General features: G+C 67.0%; 23 protein-coding genes. 16 read left to right on the top strand and 7 right to left on the bottom strand.

The window, feature by feature from the left end; translation table 11 throughout:
• Positions 1-28 precede the first annotated feature (28 nt).
• Positions 29-982, bottom strand: coding sequence for an ABC transporter substrate-binding protein (locus ACTJK0_RS01290; RefSeq protein ID WP_110541446.1), 954 nt, complete (start codon positions 980-982; stop codon positions 29-31).
• Between the two features lie 184 nt (positions 983-1,166).
• Complete coding sequence (locus ACTJK0_RS01285; RefSeq protein WP_440743972.1) at positions 1,167-2,567, bottom strand: isochorismate synthase; 1,401 nt, start codon at positions 2,565-2,567, stop codon at positions 1,167-1,169.
• 120 nt (positions 2,568-2,687) lie between these two features.
• On the opposite strand from ACTJK0_RS01285, the gene ACTJK0_RS01280 reads away from it, so the two are divergent.
• From ACTJK0_RS01280 to ACTJK0_RS01265, 4 genes are all read left to right on the top strand, one after another.
• A complete protein-coding gene (locus ACTJK0_RS01280) occupies positions 2,688-3,461 on the top strand; it encodes a demethylmenaquinone methyltransferase (protein ID WP_440743971.1) in 774 nt (257 codons plus the stop codon).
• Between the two features lie 3 nt (positions 3,462-3,464).
• Positions 3,465-4,805, top strand: a complete 1,341-nt coding sequence (locus tag ACTJK0_RS01275) for a geranylgeranyl reductase family protein (protein ID WP_440743970.1) — start codon at positions 3,465-3,467, stop codon at positions 4,803-4,805.
• Positions 4,802-5,902: a polyprenyl synthetase family protein gene (locus ACTJK0_RS01270; protein WP_440743969.1), complete on the top strand. Its 1,101-nt coding sequence runs from the start codon at positions 4,802-4,804 to the stop codon at positions 5,900-5,902. The genes ACTJK0_RS01275 and ACTJK0_RS01270 overlap by 4 nt, the downstream gene beginning before the upstream one ends.
• A gap of 661 nt (positions 5,903-6,563) precedes the next feature.
• Positions 6,564-7,040: an endonuclease domain-containing protein gene (locus ACTJK0_RS01265; protein ID WP_440743968.1), complete on the top strand. Its 477-nt coding sequence runs from the start codon at positions 6,564-6,566 to the stop codon at positions 7,038-7,040.
• A 138-nt stretch (positions 7,041-7,178) separates the two neighbouring features.
• On the opposite strand, the gene ACTJK0_RS01260 is transcribed toward ACTJK0_RS01265, so the two are convergent.
• Together ACTJK0_RS01260 and ACTJK0_RS01255 are read right to left on the bottom strand one after the other, a co-directional pair.
• Positions 7,179-7,607 carry a hypothetical protein gene (locus ACTJK0_RS01260; RefSeq protein ID WP_110542094.1) on the bottom strand — a complete coding sequence of 143 codons (429 nt, stop codon included), beginning with the start codon at positions 7,605-7,607 and terminating at the stop codon, positions 7,179-7,181.
• Between the two features lie 51 nt (positions 7,608-7,658).
• The gene (locus ACTJK0_RS01255; protein ID WP_110541440.1) at positions 7,659-8,312 is read right to left on the bottom strand and encodes a trimeric intracellular cation channel family protein; all 654 of its coding nucleotides are present in this window, start codon (positions 8,310-8,312) and stop codon (positions 7,659-7,661) included.
• Between the two features lie 60 nt (positions 8,313-8,372).
• Here ACTJK0_RS01255 and ACTJK0_RS01250 point away from each other — a divergent pair, with 60 nt between their 5' ends.
• From ACTJK0_RS01250 to ACTJK0_RS01230, 5 genes are read left to right on the top strand one after another with little or no spacing between them, the layout of a single operon-like run.
• Positions 8,373-9,242, top strand: coding sequence for a sirohydrochlorin chelatase (locus ACTJK0_RS01250; protein ID WP_440743967.1), 870 nt, complete (start codon positions 8,373-8,375; stop codon positions 9,240-9,242).
• Between the two features lie 54 nt (positions 9,243-9,296).
• On the top strand, positions 9,297-11,042 hold the full coding sequence (locus tag ACTJK0_RS01245; RefSeq protein WP_440743966.1) for a nitrite/sulfite reductase: 1,746 nt from the start codon (positions 9,297-9,299) through the stop codon (positions 11,040-11,042).
• Entirely contained in the window at positions 11,042-11,770 is a 729-nt protein-coding gene (locus tag ACTJK0_RS01240; protein ID WP_440743965.1) for a phosphoadenylyl-sulfate reductase, read from the top strand. Before ACTJK0_RS01245 ends, ACTJK0_RS01240 begins: the two co-directional genes overlap by 1 nt.
• A complete protein-coding gene (gene cysD / locus ACTJK0_RS01235; protein ID WP_440743964.1) occupies positions 11,767-12,711 on the top strand; it encodes a sulfate adenylyltransferase subunit CysD in 945 nt (314 codons plus the stop codon). Before ACTJK0_RS01240 ends, cysD begins: the two co-directional genes overlap by 4 nt.
• Positions 12,711-14,114 (top strand): sulfate adenylyltransferase subunit 1, encoded by a 1,404-nt coding sequence (locus ACTJK0_RS01230; protein ID WP_440743963.1) that lies wholly within the window; start codon positions 12,711-12,713, stop codon positions 14,112-14,114. The genes cysD and ACTJK0_RS01230 overlap by 1 nt, the downstream gene beginning before the upstream one ends.
• 87 nt (positions 14,115-14,201) lie before the next feature.
• On the opposite strand, the gene ACTJK0_RS01225 is transcribed toward ACTJK0_RS01230, so the two are convergent.
• On the bottom strand, positions 14,202-14,639 hold the full coding sequence (locus ACTJK0_RS01225) for an SRPBCC family protein (RefSeq protein ID WP_440743962.1): 438 nt from the start codon (positions 14,637-14,639) through the stop codon (positions 14,202-14,204).
• A 74-nt stretch (positions 14,640-14,713) separates the two neighbouring features.
• On the opposite strand from ACTJK0_RS01225, the gene ACTJK0_RS01220 reads away from it, so the two are divergent.
• The 7 genes from ACTJK0_RS01220 (at position 14,714) to ACTJK0_RS01190 (ending at position 22,274) form a co-directional block, all read left to right on the top strand.
• Complete coding sequence (locus ACTJK0_RS01220) at positions 14,714-15,880, top strand: RtcB family protein (RefSeq protein ID WP_440743961.1); 1,167 nt, start codon at positions 14,714-14,716, stop codon at positions 15,878-15,880.
• A gap of 130 nt (positions 15,881-16,010) precedes the next feature.
• A complete protein-coding gene (locus ACTJK0_RS01215) occupies positions 16,011-17,141 on the top strand; it encodes an ABC transporter substrate-binding protein (RefSeq protein WP_440744011.1) in 1,131 nt (376 codons plus the stop codon).
• 27 nt (positions 17,142-17,168) lie between these two features.
• Positions 17,169-17,894 carry an ABC transporter ATP-binding protein gene (locus tag ACTJK0_RS01210; protein WP_277797150.1) on the top strand — a complete coding sequence of 242 codons (726 nt, stop codon included), beginning with the start codon at positions 17,169-17,171 and terminating at the stop codon, positions 17,892-17,894.
• On the top strand, positions 17,884-18,849 hold the full coding sequence (locus ACTJK0_RS01205; protein WP_440743960.1) for an ABC transporter permease: 966 nt from the start codon (positions 17,884-17,886) through the stop codon (positions 18,847-18,849). The genes ACTJK0_RS01210 and ACTJK0_RS01205 overlap by 11 nt, the downstream gene beginning before the upstream one ends.
• Positions 18,850-18,993: 144 nt before the next feature.
• A complete protein-coding gene (locus tag ACTJK0_RS01200; RefSeq protein WP_440743959.1) occupies positions 18,994-19,440 on the top strand; it encodes an SRPBCC family protein in 447 nt (148 codons plus the stop codon).
• 87 nt (positions 19,441-19,527) lie between these two features.
• On the top strand, positions 19,528-20,784 hold the full coding sequence (cobA, locus tag ACTJK0_RS01195) for a uroporphyrinogen-III C-methyltransferase (protein ID WP_440743958.1): 1,257 nt from the start codon (positions 19,528-19,530) through the stop codon (positions 20,782-20,784).
• Positions 20,785-20,807: 23 nt separating this feature from the next.
• A complete protein-coding gene (locus tag ACTJK0_RS01190) occupies positions 20,808-22,274 on the top strand; it encodes an FAD-dependent oxidoreductase (protein WP_440743957.1) in 1,467 nt (488 codons plus the stop codon).
• A 66-nt stretch (positions 22,275-22,340) separates the two neighbouring features.
• Here ACTJK0_RS01190 and ACTJK0_RS01185 read toward each other — a convergent pair whose 3' ends face one another.
• Positions 22,341-23,543: an SRPBCC family protein gene (locus ACTJK0_RS01185; protein ID WP_440743956.1), complete on the bottom strand. Its 1,203-nt coding sequence runs from the start codon at positions 23,541-23,543 to the stop codon at positions 22,341-22,343.
• 28 nt (positions 23,544-23,571) lie between these two features.
• Positions 23,572-24,399: a DUF1206 domain-containing protein gene (locus ACTJK0_RS01180; RefSeq protein ID WP_110541427.1), complete on the bottom strand. Its 828-nt coding sequence runs from the start codon at positions 24,397-24,399 to the stop codon at positions 23,572-23,574.
• Between the last annotated feature and the right edge of the window lie 2 nt (positions 24,400-24,401).

The following is a 24,401-nucleotide window of genomic DNA, read 5'->3' as shown; positions in this document are numbered from 1 at the left end:
CCTGACTTTTCGTCGGTAACCCGAAAACTCAAGACTTGACCGCCGGGTTAACTTCGGACTTGGAGATGGCGCCTTCGGAGTTGCCCCAGCCTTCAAGGATCTTCTTGTAGGAGCCGTCCTGCATCAGTTTGGTGACAGCTTTCTGGATGACGTCGGCCCAGGCGGTGTCTGCCTTGGCCACGGCGATGCCCTGCGGAGCGGCATCGTAGACGTCGCCGAGCTTCTCCAGCTGGCCGTTGGTCTGCGTCAGGGCGTAGCCGATGATGGGGGAGTCCGCTGCCATGGCGTCGATGCTGCCGTTGACCAGGCGCGTGGTGACGTCCGTCTGGTTCTTCAAAGTGACGATGTCGATGGGCTTCTTGCCATCGGCGGCGCACTTCTTGTTGCGGTCGGCGAGGTCCGGGTCTTCCTGGACGGTGCCGGTCTGCACGCCGATGGACTTGCCGCAGACATCATCCAGGGAGAACTTGTTGGGGTTGCCCTTCTTCACAGCCCAGGCGGTGCCTGCGTTGAAGTAGCTGACCATGTTCACCGCGCCAAGGCGCTCCGGGTTGATGGTGAATGACGAGATGCCCAGGTCGTACTTGGGGCCGAGGGCCGGGAGGATGCCCGTGAACTCTGCGGTCTGCACCTGCACCTTGAGGCCCAGGGTGGCTCCGATGGCCTTGGCAATGTCAACGTCGTAGCCGACAGGTGTCTGGCCGTCCGGACCGAGGAATTCGGCCGGGGCGTAGCTGGTGTCTGAGCCCACCGTGATGGTGCCCTTGGACTTGATGGCGTCAGGCACCATTGCCGCCAGGCTGTCGTCCTTCTTGACGGTGGTGGGGTCAAAGCTTGCGGCGGCGCTGCCGGAGGAGGTGGCCGCGCTGGAGGGGCCCGTTTCCGAGGCGTTCGTGCATGCTGAGAGGGCCAGGGCGCTGATGGCGATCATGGTGGCGGCAGTCAGCTTGGAAGTGCCCAGGAGGGTACGGGGAGTCTGCATTTCTTACCTTTTGTTGCAGGGGCTATGAGGTACTAACGCGGCTTATAGTGTAACGCTCAACAAGAGAGGTACGTCACACGCAACTAAGTTTCACTATTGGATAACTGTATCGGGGGCAAAATCAAGCCTTCAGGGAAGAGAACAGTCTGCAATCCCGGACTGGGGGGCCCTGATGGGGAAAGATTCAGCTGCTGATGCCCAGGGATTCAAGCATCGGCCGGAACTTGGCCCACGTCTCCGCGAGTTCGGCCTCCGGCTGCGAACCGTCCACAATTCCGCAGCCTGCATACAGCCGGACGGTTTCGGGGGATTCAATCACGGCGCCCCGAAGTGCGATGCCCCATTCCCCGTTGCCTGCCGCATCCAGCCACCCCACCGGTCCGGCGTAGGGGCCGCGGTCCAGGTGCTCCAGCCTGCGGATCAGTTCGCCCGCCACCAGCGTGGGGGTTCCGCAGACAGCCGCCGTGGGGTGCAGGGCGTTGATCAGGGCCAGGCAGGTGGGCACGTGGCCCTCAACCTCGGTGAGCTCGGCTTTGACGTCCGAGGCCAGGTGCCAGACGTTGGGCAGTTCCAGGATGAAGGGTTCGTCGTGGGCGTTCATCGCCTCGGAGAACGGCGCCAGCTGCCTGGTGAGGGACTGGATGGCGATCTCATGCTCATGCCGCTGCTTCTCGGAGCCTGCCAGGACCCGTGTTGCGTAATCCATCGGCGCGCCGTCCTCGCCGTGTGCGTCGCGCCGGTCCAGGGTGCCGGCCAGGACGCGGGCCTGGGCGGTGCGCCCCTCCACCTGGATCAGCATTTCCGGTGTTGCACCCACGAGCCCGTCCACGCCGTAGGTCCAGCATTCGCGGTACCGGGCGGCGAGCTCCCGCAGGACGTCGGCGGCATGTACGCCGGCAGGAATGGTTGCCACCACGTCCCGTGCCAGCACCAGCTTTTCCAGCGCACCGGTGCGGATCTCGGCCACCCCGGCAGCAACAGCGTCCATCCAGGCTTCCTCGCTGAGCGAGCCCGTGTGCAGCGTCGCCCCGGCTGCCAGGCGGAGCGGGCGGACGACGGCGCCCCCCGCCGTGCCGGGACCGCTCTCCCCGGTGCCGTCCCCGGCGGAGTCCGCTGCCGCCGTCGTGCCTGTACCGGCAGGAGCGCCGGTGGTACCACCGCTGAGCCACTTGTCCAGCGCCGCGAGGGCCGTCTCTTCGGTGAGGGGGCAGTCGTCGAACGTCAGCTGGGTGAGCCAGGCCCGGTTGTCGCGAACGCCCACCACGATCTCCGGCACGATCAGCCGGGACTCATGGGCGGACGTTTTGGAAAAAGCGAAGGAGCCGAACGCCACTGGACCGGTCCCGGGCAGCTCCACGGAGTCGGTGACGTCTGCTTCCAGGACCAGGTGCCGCCACCAGATGTCGGCCTCCAGGAACCGGTCGGGGCCGGTGGCGGTGAAACGCGCGGTCTCCCCGAAGCCTGCCAGTCCGGCTTCGCGGCGGGTCCAGCAGAGAACGTCGTCCCGGACCACAAACGAAGGCAGTCCGCCGGAGTATTGGTGTCCGTTGAGGGGAAATGTCAAGGTGCGGAGCGTGCTCGTCATGATTGCTCCAACTTACTGTGTTCTGCTGCGTTTTACCGTGTGGCCTGGGTAGAACCCAGTAGCGATCCTTTCCTGGCGGGGCTGGTCAGGACCTTCGGGAACATTTGAGACAATGTCATGGTGAACCGAGCATCCTTGGATAAGCGTCCGGACGAAGTAGCCACGATGTTTGACGACGTCGCACCGAAATACGACGTCGTCAACGATGTCCTCTCCATGGGGCAAACCCGCCGCTGGCGGAAGATCGTGGTGGACGCGATGGAAGTCTCCAAGGGCCAGCGCGTCCTGGACCTCGCCGCCGGAACCGGTACCTCCAGCGAACCATATGCCGACGCCGGCATAGATGTGGTGGCCTGCGACTTCTCGCTGGGAATGCTGAAGGTGGGCAAGCGCCGCCGGCCGGACATCAACTTCGTCGCGGGCGACGCCACCAACCTGCCGTTCGCGGACAACACGTTCGATGCCACTACCATTTCCTTTGGCCTGCGCAACGTCAACGAGCCCAAAAAGGCACTGCGGGAGATGCTGCGCGTCACCAAGCCCGGCGGCCGCCTGGTCATCGCCGACTTCTCGCAGCCCGTGGTTCCGCTGTGGCGCACCATGTACACCGAATACCTGATGCGCGCGCTGCCTGCCATTGCCGTCAAGGTGGCCTCCAACCCGGACGCCTACGTTTACCTTGCCGAGTCCATCCGCGCGTGGCCGGACCAGGATCACCTGGCCGCGTGGCTGCAGGAGAGCGGCTGGGAGAACGTCACCTACCGCAACCTCACGGGCGGCATCGTCGCGGTCCACCGCGCCTCCAAGCCCGCAGATTCATCCAATGGTTCCGCTGCCGCCATCGCCGCGCACAAGGGCCCGGTGGCCAAGCTGCGCCGCAACATCGTCCGCTGACCTGTGAAGGTACTGATTGTCGGCGCGGGTCCCGCCGGATCCACCGCCGCGTACTACTTGGCCAAGGCCGGCATTGACGTCACGGTCCTGGAGAAGACGTCGTTTCCACGGGAGAAGGTGTGCGGCGACGGCCTGACGCCCCGCGCCGTCCGCGAGATCCAGAAGCTCGGCCTGCCCCACCCCGAGAACGACGGCTGGCGCCGGAACAAGGGCCTGCGCCTCATCGCCGGCGGCCGGACCATCGAACTGCCCTGGCCCGAGGTGTCCGATTTCCCGCAATACGGGCTGATCCGCACCCGACTGGGCTTTGACGAGGAACTGGCCCGGCACGCCCAGGCCGCCGGGGCCACCATCCTCGAACGGCACAGCGTCACCGATGCCCTCCGCAACGACGACGGCCGCGTCACCGGGGTCCGCGCAGCGCTCCTTGACGAGTCCGGACGCAAGACACGGGAGACGCGTGAGTTTCCCGCGGACGTCGTCCTCGCCGCCGACGGAAACTCCACCCGCACCGCCGTATCCCTTGGCATCCAAAAACGTGACGACCGGCCGCTGGGCGTCGCCGTCCGCACCTACTTCACGTCCCCCCGCACCGACGACGACTGGATGGAGGGCTGGCTGGAGCTCCCGGGCCGGGACGGCAAGCTGCTGCCCGGCTACGGCTGGGTCTTCGGCGTGGGCGACGGCACCTCCAACGTAGGCCTGGGCATCCTGAACTCCTCCAAGGAATTCGGCAAGCTCGACTACAAGCAGGTCCTGCGCGAATGGACCGCCGGCATGCCCGCCGACTGGGGCTTCACACCCGACAACCAGGTGGGCGAGATCCGCGGCGCGGCCCTGCCCATGGGCTTCAACCGCACCCCGCACTACTCACCCGGGCTCCTCCTGCTGGGCGACGCCGGCGGCATGGTCTCCCCGTTCAACGGCGAAGGCATCTCCTACGCCATGGAGTCGGCGCGCTTCGCCGCCGAGTTCATCATCGACGCTTCCTCACGCTCGGCTTCTTCCGGCGGAACGTACGACGCCGACGCGCACCTTTCGCGGTACGCGGACTATGTGCGGGACCAGTGGGGTTCGCACTTCACCCTGGGCCGGGCATTCGCCGCGCTGATCGGGAAACCCACCGTCATGAAACTGGCCCTGCGGACCGGAATGCCCATCCCCGTGCTGATGCGGTTCGTGGTGCGGCTCCTGGCGAACCTCACGGACAGCTCCGCGAAAGGCCTCGAGGACCGGGTGATCCGCGTCCTCGAATCGCTGGTGCCGGCCACTAGCAATACGTCCACTGTCCCGCCAGCTACGAACCAGCGGTATCCGCAACAAAAAGTTAGGGTTAACCCGTGACCAAATCCGCAGACCACAGCTGGACGCACGCCGGGCACGGCCTGCCGGACTCCGAACCCAGCCTCAACACCACGGCCATCGCCACGGGACTCCAGCTGCCGGCGGGCTTCGCGGCCATTGCGGCGGACGCTGAACTGGGCCCTGCCATCACCAACAACCTGGCCAAAGTGGAGAAGAAACTCCGCGAAGCCATCGCCAACTCGGATCCCCTGGCTGACGCAACGTCGCGCCACCTGGTGGAAGCCGGCGGCAAGCGCATCCGGCCGCTGCTGACGCTGCTCTGCGCCCACCTCGGTGACGCGTCCCTGCCCGCGGTGGTGCAGGCCGCCGTCGTGGTTGAACTGACGCACCTGGCAACCCTGTACCACGACGACGTCATGGACTCCGCCCCGTTCCGCCGCGGCGCGCCTACTGCCCACGAGGTGTGGGGCAACTCCGTGGCCGTCCTCACCGGGGACCTGATCTTTGCCCGTGCCTCCATTCTGGTGTCCGAACTTGGCGGCCGTGCACTCGGAATCCAGGCCCGCACCTTTGAGCGGCTGTGCCTGGGCCAGCTGCACGAAACCGTGGGCCCCCGGCCGGACGAGGACCCGGTGGAGCACTACCTCTCAGTCATTGCGGACAAGACCGGTTCGCTGGTGGCGGCCTCCGGCCAGTTCGGTGCCATTTTCTCGGGCGCCGACGAGGCCTTCGAGGACATCCTGGTGGAGTACGGCGAGAAGGTGGGCGTTGCTTTCCAACTCGCGGATGACGTCATCGACGTCACCGGCGTCAAGGTGAAGTCCGGCAAGTCCCCGGGAACCGACCTGCGCGAAGGCGTCCCCACCCTACCGGTGCTGCTGCTGCGCAAGGCCGCCGCGGATGGTGACCAGTCCGCCGTCGACCTTCTAACGCTGATTGATGGCGACCTGTCCTCGGACGAGGCCCTGGCCGCCGCCGTTGCCGGACTCCGCGAGCACTCCGTCACGGCCGAGTCGTGGGTGGTGGCACGCCGGTGGGCCGACGAGGCGATCGCCGCCCTGGCTCCGCTGCCCGAAGGCGTGGTCAAGGAGTCCCTGTCCAACTTCGCGCTGGCCGTGGTGGACCGCGCCAGCTGATCGAGCCTGACAGGAGCCCGGTTCCGCTGGTTGTCCAGCCGGGAGCCGGGCTTCTTCTTTGACTGCTGTTGCGCCGGCTGTTTAACGGGACAGCCCCGGTCCGCGGCAACCGAAGCTGCTGTGAACCGGGGCTATCTCTCCGTTCGCATCAGACCCGCCGGAGGCGTTTAGCGGATCCGTGAATAGCTTATGACAGATTTGTCACAATGCGCAAGTTCTGTGTAACTCCCTATGTCAAAGAGCTTTCCAATGCCGGTTACGCACATGGCCCGCTTCACGCCTTCTGGCCGAAGCGGCCATCCGCTGTGCTGGTTCTATGGATCTTTGCCGCTTTTTGGACAACGCCGGTTCTGTGGCCCGCACGCAAACGATCCTGAGAGCTGGATTTTCGGATCGGGACATCCGCAATGCGGCCGCCTCCGGTGAAGTTTGCCGTCTCAGGCACGGAGTGCTGGCCCTGCCCGGAGCCCCGTCGGATCTGGTTGATGCGGTCCTAGGCAATGGGCTGGTGACCTGCGCGTCGGGCGCTGCCCACCGCGGGCTGTGGTTGCTGCACCAGCCGAATAAAGTCCACCTGTTATGCCGGCATGGCGGACCACGAAATGCAGTGGTGCACCGTACGTCACTGGTTCCACGCGGAACTGCGGAGCCGGTCGCAAGCATGACTGACATACTCATTCACGGGTTGCGCTGCCTGGCTGAGATCGAAGCGGCGGTAATGGTGGAGAGCGCCATACGGCAGGGCGTGACTACGTTGCCGTACCTGCACCAACGGCTGCCGGGAAACCGTAATGGAGCTGCCCGGAAAGTGCTTGACCTGGTTGACGGCACGGCTGATTCCGCCATTGAGGTGGTGGCCCGCCTGCTCTTCCGTGCGGAAGGGATTTACACCGAGACCCAGGTCGACTTGCCCGGGATCGGCTTCGTGGATTTCCTGCTCGAGGGATTCCTGATCGTGGAAATCGACGGCCGCAGCCACCTAGAGCCGCGACAGGTCAAGAAGGACCGCTCGCGGAACAACGCCAGTACCCTCAGCGGCTATGCCGTCCTGCGCTACGGATACGCCGACGTCGTCTACAACCCCGAAAAAGTGGTTGCCGAGGTGTGGCAGGTGCTGCGCGGCCGGGTTGTCCGCTGAAATACCCCGGGTTTGAATCGGGGACGTCCAGACACGCCGTAGAAGCGGGGGACACCCCGTCGGAAGCCCGCAAAGGTGGGGAAGTTCAGCAGGCTGAGGTTACCCGCGAAGGCAGCGGACCAGGAAGGAGAGAGCCCTTTACTCTTCCTCTTCGTCCTCAAACGCCCACTCGAACATGTCGAAGACGAACTCGGAGAAGGTGCCTTCCTCGGACTTCCACTGGCCGCGGGCGTTGTTGCGGCGGTACACGATGGGATCGGGGACGCCGAGGTCGCCTACGCGGAAGCCCCACGTGAACTGTTCCTCTTCGTCCTCAAGGAACATCAGGAAGCCCTCGTCATCGACCTCGAGTTCCTCGGGGTCCCAGAAGTAGTGGTAGGCCTCCATCAAGTCCTCGCAGCCACCCAGGGCGAGGTAGAACTCACGCAGGACCAGCGGGATCTGGAATTGATGGTCGGCGAGGGCCTTGTCCAGCTCCTCGAGGGTCAGGCCGTCCTCTTCCTGCCATTCATCCTCGAGATACTTCGGAACAAGCGCTTTGAACTTCTCGAGGAACATGTCAGTCATGCTCATATCCTAGCCAATCCGGACCACCCCAAAATGCCATCGGGCGAACCCTCAGAGGCCCGGATCAGCCGTCCGCCGCTGCCACCCGCGGACCGCAAGGGGCGCCTGCCATGACCGCCGCCAGGCAAGGACCCGGAAGGTGAAAACCACGGCAGCGATGACTGCGGCCGTCAGGACGTTGAACACACCGAAGACCCACAGGATTGCCGTCAGCGTGGAACCCAGAAACGCGGGCAGGGCATAGATGTCCTTGGGGTTGAACAGTTCCGGAACCTCGTTGGCGGTGATGTCCCGCAGCAGGCCGCCGCCCACCGCCGTCGTTACTCCCAGCAGTACGGAGGCCACCGGATTCAGCCCGGTGGCCAGCGCCTTGAGCGTGCCGGTCATGCAGAACAGCGCCAGTCCGGCGGCGTCGAACAGGATCAGCAGCGATGTGTAGCGCTGGACGCTGGAGAACAGGAAGAACACCAGCACGGTCGCCAGCAGCGGCGGGGCCAAATACGCCGGGTTGGTGAAGGCCGCCGGAACTGTGCCAAGGATGATGTCGCGGATGACGCCGCCGCCAAGCCCCACCATGGAGGCCAGCAGCAGGGATCCCACAATGTCGATCTGCTTCCGCGCGGCCAGCAGCGAGCCCGAGACGGCAAAGAAGAATACGCCCAGCAGATCCAGCCACACCGGGGAGTTGTCAAAGGCGAATGTCATGGAGCGTCCCGGCAATTCAAAGAGGGCGGACAGGGCGGCTCCAACGTTACGCTAACCCCTATGAACAGCCCCATCATGATCGCCTGCGCCCATGGGACGTCCAACACACAGGGAGCCGCGGAGGTCAACGCCCTGCGCGCGGCCATCGCCGAACTGCGCCCCGGACTGGATGTCCGGGAGGCCTATGTGGACGTCCAGCAGCCCGACCTGGTGGACGTGGTGGCGGGCCTGCCGGCCGGGGAGCCCGCCGTCGTGGTTCCTTTGTTGCTGAGCGTTGGTTACCACGTGAAGGTGGACATCGCCCGCGCCGTGAAGAGCCGCCCGGGCAGCGCAGCCGCCGCGCCCCTGGGCCCCGACCCGCGGCTCGCCCGGCTGCTGGACCAGCGGCTGCGTGAGGCCGGCACCACGGACAATGACGTGATCGTGCTGGCCGCCGCCGGCTCTTCCAACCCCAAGGCCGCCGTCAGCGTGGAGGAGTTGCTGGGCCAGTTGCGGGAGCTGCGGTCAAACCGCATCGTGGCCGCCTACGGTGCGTCCGCCAAGCCTTCCGTGCCCGACGCCGTCGCCATGCTTCGCGAGGAGCTCGCCGGGGGTGCCGGGGCGGGGGAGTCCGCGGGAGCGGTCGACGTCGGCGGGCGGGTGGTGGTTGCCTCCTACCTCCTGGCGCCGGGCTTCTTCCACGACCAGCTGGCCAAGGCGGGAGCCGACCTCGTGACCGAGCCCCTGCTGCCCTCCCGCGTGCTCGCGGAAATCGCGCTGGACAGGTACGACGCCGCCGTCGCCCGGATGAATTCAGCACCCGCCGCAGCGCCCGAAGAAGCCGCACCCGGGGCCCCCGCGGCAGCCCAAAAAGAAGCGGCCGCCGATGCACAGCAGGGAGGCTTCTTCAAGGCTGTCCGGCGTTTCGTGACGAAATATTTCCCTAGGTGACTTAGCGTTTCCGGGCCTTTGTGACGCCCTTCGGCGCGGCCCTACAGTCGATGCATGACTGATACAGCTCTAGCCGGAGCGTCGGCGGATTCCGCTGCCGCCAAGCGCCCCGCACGCCCGTCCCGCCCCGCTGCAAAACCGCACGGGCAGTGGAAAGTGGACGGCAAGACGCCGCTGAACGCCAACGAAACCTGGAAACAGGAAGACGACGGCCTGAACGTCCGCGAGCGTATCGAGACCATCTACGCCAAGGAAGGCTTCGACGCCATCCCCGGCCAGGACCTGCACGGCCGCTTCCGCTGGTGGGGCCTGTACACCCAGCGCAAGCCCGGGATCGACGGCGGCAAGACCGCAACCCTTGAGCCGCACGAGCTCGAAGACAAGTACTTCATGCTGCGCGTGCGGATCGACGGCGGCGCCCTCACCACCGAGCAGCTGCGCGTCATCGGCCAGATCTCCGTGGACTTCGCCCGGGACTCGGCCGACCTCACCGACCGCCAGAACATCCAGCTGCACTGGATCCGCGTCGAAGACATTCCGGAAATCTGGAACCGCCTGGAAGGTGTTGGCCTGTCCACCACCGAAGCCTGCGGCGACGTGCCCCGGGTCATCCTGGGTTCGCCCGTGGCCGGCATCGCCAAGGACGAGATCATTGATCCCACTCCGCTCATCGCCGAGCTGGGGGAGCGGTTCATCGGCAACCCGCTGCTGTCCAACCTGCCGCGCAAGTACAAGACCGCGATCACCGGGCACCCCAGCCAGGACGTGGTCCACGAAATCAATGACTGCGCGTTCGTGGGTGTCCGCCACCCCGAACTCGGGGCCGGCTACGACCTTTGGGTAGGCGGCGCGCTGTCCACCAACCCGATGCTCGGCAAGCGCCTGGGCGCCTTCGTCCAGCCGGACCAGGCCGCCGACGTGTGGCTGGGTGTCACCAGCATCTTCCGTGACTATGGCTACCGCCGGATGCGCACCAAGGCCCGCCTGAAGTTCCTGTTGGCCGACTGGGGCCCGGAGAAGTTCCGCCAGATTTTGCAGGACGAATACCTGGGCTACAAGCTGGCCGACGGTCCCGCCGCACCCAAGCCCGCCACCCCCGGTGACCACGTGGGCGTGCACGAGCAGAAGGACGGCAAGTTCTTCATCGGCGCCACCCCGATCGCCGGCCGCCTCTCCGGCGCCGCCCTGGTCAAGCTCGCCGACACCCTTGAGGTCCACGGCTCCTACCGGCTGCGCACCACGCCGCACCAGAAGATTGTGGTGCTGGACGTCGAGAAGGACCAGGTGGAGCCGCTCATCACCGAGCTGGACACCCTTGGCCTGTCCGCCCGCCCGTCCGTGTTCCGCCGCGGCACCATCGCCTGCACCGGCATCGAGTACTGCAAGCTGGCCATCGTGGAGACCAAGTACACGGCCGCCACCGCCATCGCCGAGCTGGAACGCCGCCTGGCCGACCTTGCGGACTCGGGCCGGCTGCCGCAGGCACTGTCGCTGCACATCAACGGCTGCCCCAACTCCTGCGCCCGCATCCAGACCGCGGACATCGGCCTCAAGGGCATGATGCTGCCAACGCCCGACGGCGACCCCTCCCCGGGTTTCCAGGTCCACCTGGGCGGCGGGCTGGCCAACAATGACCGTGAGGAAGCAGGCCTGGGCCGCACCGTCCGCGGCCTGAAGGTCTACGTCGACGACCTGCCCGACTATGTGGAGCGCGTGGTGCGCCGGTTCGTGGCCGACCATGCCGAAGGCCAGACCTTCGCCGAATGGGCCCACGCAGCAGACGAGGAGGCACTGCAGTAATGGCAAAGCATCTCGCACCCGCACCCGCCAAGCGGCCCACGGAAGAGCTGAAGGCCCTGGCCGAAGCCGGCGCTGCCGAGCTTGGCTGGGACGCCCCCGCCCGCGACGTCATTGCCTGGGTGGAGCGCAACTTCGACCTGCCCGCGGTCGCCGTCGCCTGCTCCATGGCCGACGCCGTCCTGCCCGCCCTGGTGGCGGACCAGATGCCCGGCGTCGACGTCCTGTTCCTGGAGACCGGCTACCACTTCCCGGAAACCTACGCCACGCGTGACGAGGTGGCCGCGAACCTCCGCGTCAACGTGGTGGACGTGCTCCCGGAGAACACCGTGGAGCAGCAGGACCGGCTGCTGGGCAAGGACCTCTTCGCCCGCGACGCCGCCCAGTGCTGCGCCCTCCGCAAGGTGGCCCCGCTGCAGCGCACCCTGGCCGGCTACGAACTCTGGTTCACCGGCGTCCGCCGCGATGAAGCCCCCACGCGCACCAACACGCCGCTGGTCAGCTGGGACGAGAAGAACGGCCTGGTCAAGGTCAACCCCATGGCTGCGTGGACGTTCGACCAGCTGGTCCAGTATTCGGACGACAACCTTTTGCCCGTCAACCCGCTGCTTTCCCAGGGTTACCCCTCCATTGGCTGCCAGCCCTGCACCCGCAAGGTGGCGCCCGGCGAAGACCCCCGCGCCGGCCGCTGGGCAGGATCCGACAAGACAGAATGCGGACTACACGTATGAGCACTTCACTTACCGAGGAGACCCAGGTGACCGAGGCCGGCGTCTCAACCCGACTGTCCAGCCTGGACACCCTTGAATCCGAGGCCATCCACATCATCCGTGAGGTGGTTGCCGAGTTCGAGAAGCCTGCGCTGCTGTTCTCCGGCGGCAAGGACTCAGTGGTGATGCTGCACCTGGCCACCAAGGCGTTCTGGCCCGGCAAGGTGCCGTTCCCCGTGCTGCACGTGGACACCGGGCACAACTTCCCCGAGGTCATCGACTTCCGCGACCGCACCGTCGAGCGCCTCGGCCTGAAACTCGTGGTGGGTTCCGTGCAGGAGTTCATCGACCGCGGTGAGCTGGCCGAGCGTGCCGACGGAACCCGCAACCCGCTGCAGACCGTGCCGCTGCTGGACGCCATCCAGCAGAACAAGTTCGACGCCGTCTTCGGTGGCGGCCGCCGCGACGAGGACAAGGCCCGCGCCAAGGAACGCATCCTGAGCCTCCGCGACGAGTTCGGCCAGTGGGACCCCCGCAACCAGCGCCCCGAGCTGTGGAACCTCTACAACGGCCGCCACACCGTGGGCCAGCACGTCCGCGCGTTCCCCATCAGCAACTGGACCGAACTGGACATCTGGCGCTACATCGAGCGCGAGAACATCGAACTGCCCGGCCTGTACTACGCCCACGAGCGTGAGGTCTTCGCCCGCGACGGCATGTGGCGTGCTGTCGGCGAGGTATCCCAGCCCCGCCCCGATGAGGACGTCATCACCAAGACCGTCCGCTACCGCACCGTGGGCGACATGTCCTGCACCGGCGCCGTCGAGTCCAACGCGTACACCGTGTCCGACGTAGTGGTTGAAGTCGCCGCCTCCACCCTGACCGAACGTGGCGCCACCCGCGCAGATGACCGCATCTCCGAGGCCGCCATGGAAGACCGCAAGAAGGACGGGTACTTCTAATGAGCACCGAAACTTTGGCTGCAGACCTCGAGTCGGCCCTGCCCACCACGCTCTTCCGCTTCGCCACCGCGGGATCGGTCGACGACGGCAAGTCCACCCTGGTGGGCCGCCTCCTCCACGATTCCAAGGCGATCCTGGCCGACCAGCTCGACGCCGTGGCCCGCACCTCGGCCGACCGCGGCTTCGGCGGCGACAAGGGCGGCATCGACCTGGCCCTGCTTACCGACGGCCTGCGCGCCGAGCGGGAACAGGGCATCACCATCGACGTGGCCTACCGCTACTTCGCCACCGACCGCCGCAGCTTCATCCTGGCCGACTGCCCCGGGCACGTGCAGTACACCAAGAACACGGTGACGGGCGCGTCCACCGCGGATGCCGTCGTCGTACTCATTGACGCCCGCAAGGGTGTCCTGGAGCAGACCCGCCGGCACCTCTCCGTGCTGCAGTTGCTGCGGGTGGCGCACGTGATCGTGGCCGTGAACAAGATCGACCTGGTGGACTTCAGCGAGTCCGTATTCCGCGACATCGAAGCCGACGTCCAGCAGGTGGGCCGCGAACTGGGCCTCGGCTCGGACGGCATCAGCGACCTGCTGGTCATCCCGGTATCCGCCCTTGATGGCGACAACGTGGTGGACCGCTCCGAACGTACCCCTTGGTACAACGGCCCGGCCCTGCTCGAGGTCCTCGAAACCCTCCCCGCCGCCGACGAACTCGAAAGCCACCTGGAAAGCTTCCGCTTCCCGGTGCAGCTGGTCATCCGGCCGCAGGGCGCCCTGGCTCCCGACGCCGTCGCCGCCGGCCTGGACGCGGAGGCCTTCCGTGACTACCGTGCCTACGCCGGCCAGATCACCGAAGGCTCCGTCAAGGTGGGGGACCAGGTGTCCGTCCTGACCCCCGGCCAGGATCCCCGCACCACCACCGTGGCCGGCATCGACTTCGCGGGCGCCTCCCTCGAGGAAGCCGCCGCGCCGCAGTCCGTGGCCATCCGGCTGGCAGACGAATTCGACGTCGCCCGCGGAGACACCATCGCCGCTGCCGGAACCGTCCGCGAAGCGTCGGCCGACCTGTACGCAGCCCTGTGCTGGCTCTCGCCCAAGCCCCTCCGCGAAGGCCAGAAGGTGCTGGTCAAGCACGGCACGCGCACCGTCCAGGCGATGGTCCGCAACGTCACCGGCAAGCTGGACCTGGCCTCCTTCAAACTGGAGCCGGCGTCCACCCTGGAACTGAACGACATCGGCCACGCGCAGCTCCGGCTCGCCGCGCCGCTGCCGCTGGAGAACTACCTGCACCACCGCCGCACGGGCGCGTTCCTGGTGATCGATCCGCTGGACGGCAACACGCTGGCCGCGGGCCTGGTCAAGGACCACCCGGGCGACCACGAGGACGAGCGCTACAGCATCTAGTCTTCGCCGAAATCGCCGGAAACGCTGCGAGGCAGCCGTAACGCTACGGCTGCCTCGCACTGTTCCGGCGATTTCGCGGTTAACGGCCTACGTTCGCGCCTCGAGGATCGCCTTGAGCCGCTGCAGGTCCTTCCGGTTTTCGCGGCGCATCATTGGTTCCATGACCAGCCCGGCCAGCCGCGAGAAACCCGACGGTCTCCCGCTGTTGCCAAGGGTCATCCTGGTCCCGCCGGCGTCGTCCGTCCACGTGTAGGTGGTTTGCATGGGAAACGGGCCCTGGTCGGTGCGCATCACCAGCTTTTCGCCGGGGACGTACTCCACGAACTCGTACGTGTAATTGAGCTCCCGGCTCAGGAACTTCGCCGTGAAGGCCACCTTCGAGCCCGGGCCCAGCCGGCCGCCGTCCAGCCGCTGCGAAGAGTGGATGTTGACGTACCACCGCGGCGCGTTGTCCGGGTTCGCCGCGAAGTCCGCCACTTCGGCCCGCGGCCTGTCGATGTGGATGTCCGTCTGGACGCTGACCATGGCTGCATCTCCTCTCGAAGGCGGGGTTAGCCTAGGACCTACCCTAGTCCTGGTCACTGCGGCGGGAGGCGGCAATGGAAACCATAGGTCCCAAGCTCTTGAACTGGGCGTCCATCCTGGATGACAAGACCCGCGAACAAGCGGTGATGACGTCGGGCCTGCCGTTCATTTACCCCCACCTGGCGCTGATGCCTGACGCGCACCTGGGCAAGGGCGCCACCGTGGGATCGGTCATCCCCACACTCCGCGCCATTATCCCGGCCGCGGTAGGCGTGGACATCGGCTGCGGCATGATCGCGGTCCGGACGCAGTACTCCGTGAAGGACCTGCCCAAGGACCGGAAGAGCCTGCGGGAGGACATCGAGCGGGCGATTCCGTTGTCCGCCGGGCGCAACAACCGGAAGGTCCTGCCCACGGCGGAGCCCCGGGTCGCCGAACTGAAGCGCCGGGCTGCGAAGGCCGGCTTCAACCCCGCCCAGTACGTCGACAAGTGGGAGCTGCAGCTGGGGTCCCTGGGCTCGGGGAACCACTTCATCGAGGTCTCGGCGGATGAGGACGACGGCGTGTGGCTCTTCCTGCATTCCGGCTCGCGGGGCATCGGCAACAGGATCGCCCAGCACCACATCGGCGTCGCCCAGCACATCAGCAGGAAGCACCAGATCTACCTGCCGGACCCCGATCTCGCCTACCTGGACGAAGGCACCCCGCAGTTCGAGCGCTACATCGCCGAGCTGCGCTGGGCCCAGCACTTCGCGCTGCTGAACCGGGAGGAAATGATGGACCGCGTGATGGCCCAGTTCAGCCGCTGGGCAGGCGGGCCGGTCCGGGAACGCGAACGGATCAACTGCCACCACAACTTCACCGAACAGGAGACGCATTACGGAAAGCCGGTATGGGTGTCCCGCAAGGGTGCCATCAAGGCCGCGGCCGGCGATCCGGGACTGATTCCCGGGTCCATGGGGACAGCGTCCTACGTGGTGGAAGGCCTGGGCAACCCCGCGTCGCTGAACTCCTCCCCGCACGGCGCCGGCCGGGAGTACTCGCGCAACGCCGCCCGCAAAACCTTCACCCTGGAGGAACTGAAGCGGGCCATGCGGGGGATCGAGTTCCGCGCGTCGGAGGCCTTCATCGACGAGATCCCGGCCGCGTACAAGCCGATCGACCAGGTCATGCAGGACGCCGCGGACCTCGTCAGGGTGCGGCACAAGCTGCGGCAGTTGGTCAACGTCAAAGGCAACTGAATCTGCCAAACCGGGCAGCAGCGCGGCCAAATGTGACGCTAGATGAACGTGCGTGACCCCCCGTTTCCGCTTCATTGAACGGGTTTGGGCCACTCCCTATGGTGAAACAATGACTAGTTCCAAGCCCGGGATGACCCGCATCGTGGCAGGCGAAAGCGCGGTCCCCAAGCGCAAGCGTGCCGTTGAGGCTGCCCTGGCCCTCGGGCTGGTCCTGCTGATCGCTTTTGGGGCCATCGTGGCGTCAAACGTCTCCCGGAACACGGAGGCCCAGGCTGCCGAGCCCAGCCCGGCCGCCGAACTGAAGCTCGGCTACTTCGGCAACGTCACGCACGCCGCCGCCCTGGTGGGAGTCAAGAAGGGGTTCCTGGCCGATGCCCTGGGCAACACCAGTCTCAGCACCGAGACCTTCAACGCCGGCCCGGCCGCCATCGAAGCCCTGAACGCCGGAGCCATCGACGCCGCCTACATCGGCCCCAACCCAGCCATCAACTCGTTCGCCAAAAGCCAGGGCCAGTCCGTGCGCGTCATCGCCGGGGCCGCGGCCGGCGGTGCGCAGCTGGTGGTCAAGCCGGGGATCACCTCGGCCGCCGACCTGAAGGGCAAGACCCTGGCCACGCCTCAGCTCGGCGGCACCCAGGACGTGGCGCTGCGGGCCTGGCTGGCCAGACAGGGCTACAAGACCAACGTGGACGGCAGCGGCGACGTCGCCATCAACCCCACGGACAACGCCCAGACGCTCAAGCTGTTCCAGGACGGAAAGATCGACGGCGCCTGGTTGCCTGAGCCGTGGGCGTCCCGCCTGGTGCTCACCGCCGGAGCCAAAGTCCTGGTGGACGAAAAAGACCTGTGGGACGGAAGCGGCACCGGCAAGCCCGGCGAGTTCCCCACCACCATCCTGATCGTGAACCAGAAGTTCGCCGCCGACCACCCGGACACCGTCAAGGCCCTGATCAAGGGCAACGCGGAGTCGGTGGCCTGGCTCAACTCTGCACCGGCCGACGAGAAGGCAACCCTCATCAACTCCGCCCTGCAGGAGACCGCCGGTGCAGCCCTGCCCGCTGACGTCCTGGCCCGGTCGCTGGCGAACATCACCTTCACCCTTGACCCGCTGGCCGGCAGCTACCCCAAGCTGCTGCAGGACGGCGTGGACGCAGGCACCACCAAGAAGGCGGACATCAACGGCCTCTTCGACCTCCGCGCACTCAACGGGATCACCGGCAGTACCGACAAGATTTCAGCAGCCGGCCTCGGCCAGGACTGACCAACCCAACTACCGAAGGACGCCACCATGCCAGTGGTACTGGAACACCTGGGCAAGCGCTTCGGCGACGGCGCCCCGGTACTGGACGACGTCAACGCCAACATCGGGAGAGGCGAGTTCGTCGCCCTCCTTGGTGCCTCCGGCTGCGGCAAATCCACCCTCTTGAACATCATCGCGGGACTGGAAGCGCCGACGTCGGGCGCCCTGGAAGTGCCCAGCGACGGTGCCGCCTTCATGTTCCAGGACGCCGCCCTGTTCCCCTGGCTTACCGCCCGCGAAAACATCGAACTCGCCCTGAAGCTGCGCGGCGTGGGCAAGGCCGAACGCCGCACCAAGGCCCAGGAACTCCTGGAACTCGTGCACCTCGGCTCGGCCGGGGACAAGCGCCCGCACGAGCTGTCCGGCGGCATGCGCCAGCGCGTATCCCTGGCCCGCTCCCTGGCCCAGGACCGGCAGCTGCTGCTCATGGATGAACCTTTCGCCGCCCTGGACGCCATCACCCGCGACCTGCTGCACGACGAACTCGAGCGCATCTGGAAGGAAACCGGGCGCACCATCGTCTTCGTCACCCACAACGTCCGCGAAGCCGTCCGGCTTGGCCAGCGCGTGCTGCTGCTGTCCTCCCGACCCGGCCGCGTGGTCCAGGAATGGGCCGTCACCGAGGAACACCGAACCGACGCCGGGCTCGCCGGCCAGCTGACCGGGGTCATCACCGCCCGGCTGCGGGAGGAGATTCGCCGCCATGCCAAGTAACCCGCCTTTGCTTGAGGAGGAGCCGGTGGTTGAGCCTGTCGAAACCACAGCTGCTGAAACCCGCCACGTGCATGCCGCGTTGACCCGGACGTCCACCGGGAACGAGGACCTCCGGGAGCTTGAATCCGGCCTGGACTCGCTGCAGTCCGACGCCGACCGCAAACACCGCATCGACTGGAGCCGGATCCTGCTGCCCGTGGCCGCGCTGGTGGTCCTGGTGCTGGTCTGGCAGTTCTACGTGTCGCTGGGTATGAAGCGCCGCGACCTGGTCCCCGGGCCGCTGGACGTGGTGGCGCAGATGGGCTCGCTCTGGAGCGAGGGCAAGCTTCAGGAGTCCATGTGGACCTCGCTGCAGCGCGGGGTAATTGGCTTCCTCATATCAGTGGCCATTGCCACCCCCGTCGGCCTGCTGCTGGCCCAGGTTGCACCGCTGCGGCGTGCGTTCGGTCCGCTGATTTCCGGCCTGCAGGTGCTGCCGTCCGTGGCCTGGGTCCCGGCGGCCATCATCTGGTTCGGCCTGACCGACGCCACCGTGTACTTCGTGGTGTTCATGGGCGCCATCCCATCCATCATCAACGGACTCATTTCCGGGGTGGACCAGATCCCGCCGCAGTACCGCCGCGTGGGTACAGTCCTGGGGGCCAGCCGGCTGCAGATGGCCCTGCAGGTGATCCTTCCCGCTGCGCTGCCCGGATACCTCAGCGGCCTGAAGCAGGGATGGGCATTCTCGTGGCGCTCGCTCATGGCCGCGGAAATCATCGCGGTGGGCGGAACCATCGGCTTTGGCCTGGGCTCCCTCCTGGACCAGGGCCGCACGCTTTCGGATATGTCCGTGGTCATGGCCGCGATCCTGCTGATCCTCGGTGTCGGCATCCTCATCGAACTCCTGGTGTTCGGCCCCATCGAGAAGCGGCTCCTGCGCCGCCGGGGCCTCCTGGCCGGCAGCACCCGCTGACCCTGCCCCATCCCACCGCACCGCAAGGGCCCGACGGCGACCTCCCGCCGTCGGGCTTTCTGCATCCCTGACGCATTTGCGTCCAGGCTGGCGGGCTGGAGTGAGCGCCGTCCGCGCAACCAGCGCCCATGGAAGACTGGCGCCATGACCGTCAGCTTCGAGTGCCGCACCGCGTCCGCCCTCCCCGTGGAGCAGCTCTTCGACCGGGCCCGCAGCATCGACCTGCACCTCGACTCCCAAAAACAAGCGGGGGAGAGGGCCGTGAAGGGCATCACCAGCGGACTGATCGGGGAGGGCGAGGAAGTAACGTGGCGGGCCACGCACTTCGGCATACCGCTCATGATGACGAGCCGCATCACCGCCTTTGACTACCCGCGCAGCTTCACGGACGAGCAAGTCGCGGGTCCTTTCAAGGCCTTCCGGCACCTCCACGACTTCGCACCGACGGCAACCGGCAGCGTAATGATTGACCGGGTGGAATTCACTGCCCCACTGGGCGTCCTGGGCCGTGCCGTCGAACGCCTGTTCCTGGCCCGGTACCTGGAGCGCCTCATCATCCGCAGGGGGCAGTTCCTGTCCACCCGCGGTTAAGAAACGTTTGTGACGCAGCGTTACCTTGCGTGAACTGGTGTTGCTCGGCCTTTGTGGGCGAATGTGACGCGGACCTACCGTTGATCCATGGCAATTCAGGATATTTACCCCACCGCGTTGCGGCTGCTCGGCCGTCCCGTGCTGGTGGTGGGCGGCGGCCCCGTTGCTGCCCGCCGCGCCAAGGGGCTGCTCGACGCCGGTGCCGTAGTCACCGTCGTGGCTCCGGTTGCCGCACCCGCGCTGAGGGACATGGCCGACGCCGGCCTGCTTACCTGGGAAGCGCGCCCTTATGACTCAAAGGACGTCGACGGCGTCTGGTTCGTCCAGACTGCCACCGGGGATCCCGCGGTGGACGCCCAGGTATCGGCCGACGCCGAGGCGCAGCGGGTTTGGTGCGTCAACGCCTCCAACCATGAAGCTTCCGCCGCCTGGACCCCCGCGGTCGCCCATGTGGATGACGTCAAGATCGCCGTCAACGCCGGGGGAGACCCGCGCCGCGCCATGGCCGTCCGTGACGCCGTGGCCACCGCCCTGGAAACCGGCGACCTGCCGCTGCGCCGCCGCCGCGCCCACCGGGGAAGCGTCGCCCTGGTCGGCGGTGGGCCCGGTGACACCGGCCTTATTACCGTCCGCGGCCGCCGGCTCCTGGGCCAGGCCGACGTCGTGGTGGCCGACCGGCTGGGCCCGCGCGAACTCCTGAATGAACTCGCTCCGGACGTCCGGATCATCGAGGTCGGCAAGACCCCCGGCCACCACCCGGTCCCGCAGGCGGAGATCAACCGGATCCTCGTCGAGGAAGCTCTGAAAGGCCACCGCGTGGTCCGGCTCAAGGGCGGCGACCCGTACGTGCTGGGCCGCGGCGGCGAGGAAGCCGAATACTGCCGCCAGCACGGCGTGGAGGTGGAAGTGGTCTCCGGCGTGACCTCCGCCATCTCGGTTCCGGCCGCAGCAGGCATCCCGGTGACCCACCGCGGCCTGGCCAAGGGCTTCAGCGTCGTCACTGGCCACGAGGAACTCTCCGAGGTTCCGGCCCGCGCCGACCACACGATTGTCCTGCTCATGGGCGTCGGCCAGCTGCGAGAGTCCGCGTCCGCGCTGGGCGAAGCCGGCCTGCCCGCCGACACCCCTGTTGGTATCGTGGAAAACGGCTATTTGCCGGACCAGCGCGTCACCATCGGCACGCTCGGTTCCATCGCCGACCAGGCCCAGGCGGCCGGCGTCGCAAATCCTGCCGTGATTGTCATCGGTGATGTGGTGCGCGTGAGCCCGTACGCGCCGTCGCACTTCAAAACCGCTGACTACAGCACCACCACCCCGAACAAGCCCCGCGTCCTCACCGCCTAAGACCGAACAAAAGGAACACAGCCGTGTCATCAAGCACCTCCGTAGGTTCTGCCGAACGTCCGCTGCGCGTCGCCGTCGTGGGCTCCGGCCCGGCCGGCGTTTACGCCGCTGACATCCTCACCAAGAGCGAAGCCGTCAAGAGCGGCGAGCTGACGGTCAGCATCGACCTCTTTGACCGTTACCCGGCACCCTATGGCCTGATCCGCTACGGCGTTGCCCCGGACCACCCGCGCATCAAGGGCATCGTCAACGCGCTGCACAAGGTGCTGGACCGCGGCGACATCCGCTTCTTCGGCAATGTGGACTACGGCACCGACCTCACCATCGAGGACCTGCGCACCCACTACGACGCCGTCATCTTCGCCACCGGCGCCATCAAGGACGCGGACCTGAACATCCCCGGCATCGAGCTGGAGGGCTCCTTCGGCGGCGCCGACTTCGTGTCCTGGTACGACGGCCACCCGGACGTCCCGCGCGAATGGCCGCTGGAGGCCAAGGAAATCGCCGTGCTCGGCAACGGCAACGTGGCCCTGGACGTGGCCCGCGTCCTGTCCAAGCACGCCGACGACCTCCTCACCACCGAGATCCCGGACAACGTCTACGCCGGCCTGAAGGCCTCGCCCGTCACGGACGTGCACGTCTTTGGCCGCCGCGGTCCCGCCCAGGTCAAGTTCACCCCGCTGGAGCTGCGCGAGCTGTCCCACTCCAAGGACGTGGACATCATCCTGTACCCGGAGGACTTCGAGTTCGACGAGGAATCGGACCGCCAGATCCAGACCAACAACCAGACCAAGACGATGGTGGGCACGCTCACCAACTGGATCGCCGAGCAGCCCGAGGACCTCTCCGAGCTCAAGGCCTCCCGCCGCCTGCACCTGCACTTCCTGCACAGCCCGGTGGAGATCTACGACGACGCCGAGACCCCCGGAAAGGTTGCCGGCATCAAGTTCGAGCGCACCGAACTGGACGGCACCGGCAACGCCCGCGGCACCGGCGAGTTCGTGGACTACCCTGTCCAGGCCGTCTACCGCGCCATCGGCTACTTCGGCTCCGCCCTGCCGGACGTCGAGTTCGACCACAAGAAGGGCGTTGTCACGAACGACGGCGGCCGCGTCCTGGATGCCGACGGCCAGCACGTGCCGGGCCTCTACGCCACCGGCTGGATCAAGCGCGGACCGGTCGGCCTGATCGGCCACACCAAGGGCGACGCCCTGGAGACCGTGACCTACCTGCTCGAAGACCGCGAAAACCTGCCGGTCGCGTCCGCCCCGCAGGAGGACGCCGTCGTGGACCTCCTCGATTCGCGCGGCGTGAAGTTCACCAGCTGGGAAGGCTGGCTGGCACTGGACGCCCACGAGCTCGCCCTCGGCGCAGCGGCCACCGAAGCCGGCGGCTCGCACGGAGTGGAGGTCACGCGTGAGCGCATCAAGGTGGTGCCGCGCGGGGACATGGTGGACATCTCGCGTGACGGCGTGTCCGCCCAGGTCTAGGAGTCTGGAACAGCAGGAACCGCGGGNTCCCGCGGTTCCTGCTTTTAACGGTTTAACCCGCTTGGGTTATTTGGGTTTGCCCGCGCCCCCGACCGCCATCAACTCGAGGCGCCGCAGGGTCTCCCGGTTGCGTGCCGAGATCATGGGATCGCGCAGGAACTTGGGCATCAGCTTGCCGGGGCCGCGGATGGCGTCCTCCGCGATGGTCACCAGGCACTGGTTGCCGCGGTCCTCAAGTTTGATGTCCACCTTGGCCTCACCCATCGGCCAGCCCCGCGCCACCAGTTCCAGTGAGCGTCCGGGCTCGACGGCGGTGACGCGGGTGCTGTCATTGATCACCAGCGGCCAGGCGCCTACCGAATGGTGGAGGTGGGCTCCGAGCCCGGGCCATTCCGCGTCCACGTCCCTGATCCTGGAGGCGCCCACCACCCAGCCGGAGTACAGCCAACCGTCGGCGATGACCCGCCAGACGTCCGCGGAGGGGGATTCGAACAACTGCGAGACGGTGGACATGGAGTTCCTTCCAGTGGTGCTGTGCTGTGCGGCCGGTCCGGTGGGACGTACGACGGCGGGAGGTGCGGGCCGCCGCGCGGCCCGGTAGGACGGCTTCCGCAGCCGCCGGGTCCACCCGTAGGTTCCGGCCCCGGGCGGCTGGTTCTCGAGGGGATCGAAACGCAAGGGGATGTCCCCCGGAGTGGCGCCCGTTTGCAGCCGCAGTTCACCGCATTCCCGCCAGCGGCCGCCCGGTTTGGCCCAGTGCAGCCCCAGGACCCACTCACCGGAAGACAGCGAACCCGGCGGGAGGCTGCGGGTCCGAAGTCCCAGCAGCACGGGGCCGCTGCGGCTCCGGTAGGGCATGAGCGTGGTCATCGCGGCCCCGGCAACATCCAGCCGGGGCATCAGCAGGAACCGGCCGGCCAGGCCCCAGCCGGTGGAGGCGAACAGGACGTCCGCGGGACCGGAACCAGGAGCCGCGGCACCGGAAGGCGTCACCCGGAGGGCCAGGCCCAGGATGTCAGGCAATACCTGCGGCAGCCCCAGTGACCGCGAAAAGCGTGCCACCACCTGGTCCGTCCCGGACGAGTCCAGCCAGTCGATCCCGCTGGGGCCTGCCGGGTTGCCGGTCCTGGTTAACGTTCCGGTCAGGCCCAGGCCCTCCGGGTGGATGGGCCGGTCAGGGCGCGCCACTTTCAGGAGCCGGAAGAGGGCAGCAAAGGCCTGCCCGGCACTCCCGGTGACGGCGGAAACAACGCGCAGCTGTTGGGTCATACTTCCTCCCTACCCACAAACCCCGGGACTACATGCGGCCGAACCTGGCCCGGATCAGCGCGAAGATTCCGTAGGCGATAAAGCCCCCGCCGATCGCCACCAGCAGCGTGGGCCCGAACGGGTGGCCCTGCAGGGCCTTGAGGCTGCCGTCCAGGCCGGTGGATTCGTCAGGCCGGTGCTTGGCAGCAGCAATAATGAACAACAACCCGGTAAGGTTCAGCGCCATCCCTTTGGCCACGTGCCCGGTGACGCCCAGGCTCTCGATGAGCCTGCCGCGCCGGGTGCCCTCGAAATGAAGGAGCTCTTCCCTGAACCCGCGCCGGAAGCCTTTGACCATGAAGTAGATGCCGATGCCCAGGATGGTCAGGCCCAGGGCAACCAGGACCCAGGGACCCACGGGGTTGGCCATCAGTCTGGCGCTGAAGTCACGCGTGTTGTCGCCCGAGTCGCTCCGCTGCCCCAGAGCGAAGCCTGCGAAGGTCAGGCCGACGCTGCCGTAGGCAACGGCCAGGAAGCCGGATGACACCAGCTTGGCCAGCCGTTCCTTGCGGGGCAGGCTCCGCGCACGCAGGGTTGCTTCGCTGGCCTGCCACAGCGCCAGGCCCAGGCACGCCACCACGCAGCCCCACATGACAGCCGGACCCCAGGGGTTGTCGGCCAGCCGTGCAATGGCGCCGGTGGGTTCTGCCTCACCGGGATGGCCGAATGCGATGGCAATGGCGATGGCCCCGATGATGACGTGCAGCAGGGCCATGACGGCAAATCCCGTGCGGGCCAGGACGTCCAGGGCCTTGGCGTTGGACGCCTCCTCGACCACGTCCGCTGCCTGGCTGAGGGTGGAATCGCCGTCGGACATCT

Origin of the sequence: Paenarthrobacter sp. 22069 (assembly GCF_052046035.1) — a bacterium.
Lineage (GTDB): Bacteria > Actinomycetota > Actinomycetes > Actinomycetales > Micrococcaceae > Arthrobacter.
The sequence above is the reverse complement of the archived record's forward strand: the minus strand, read 5'-3'. Positions and strand labels throughout refer to the sequence as shown.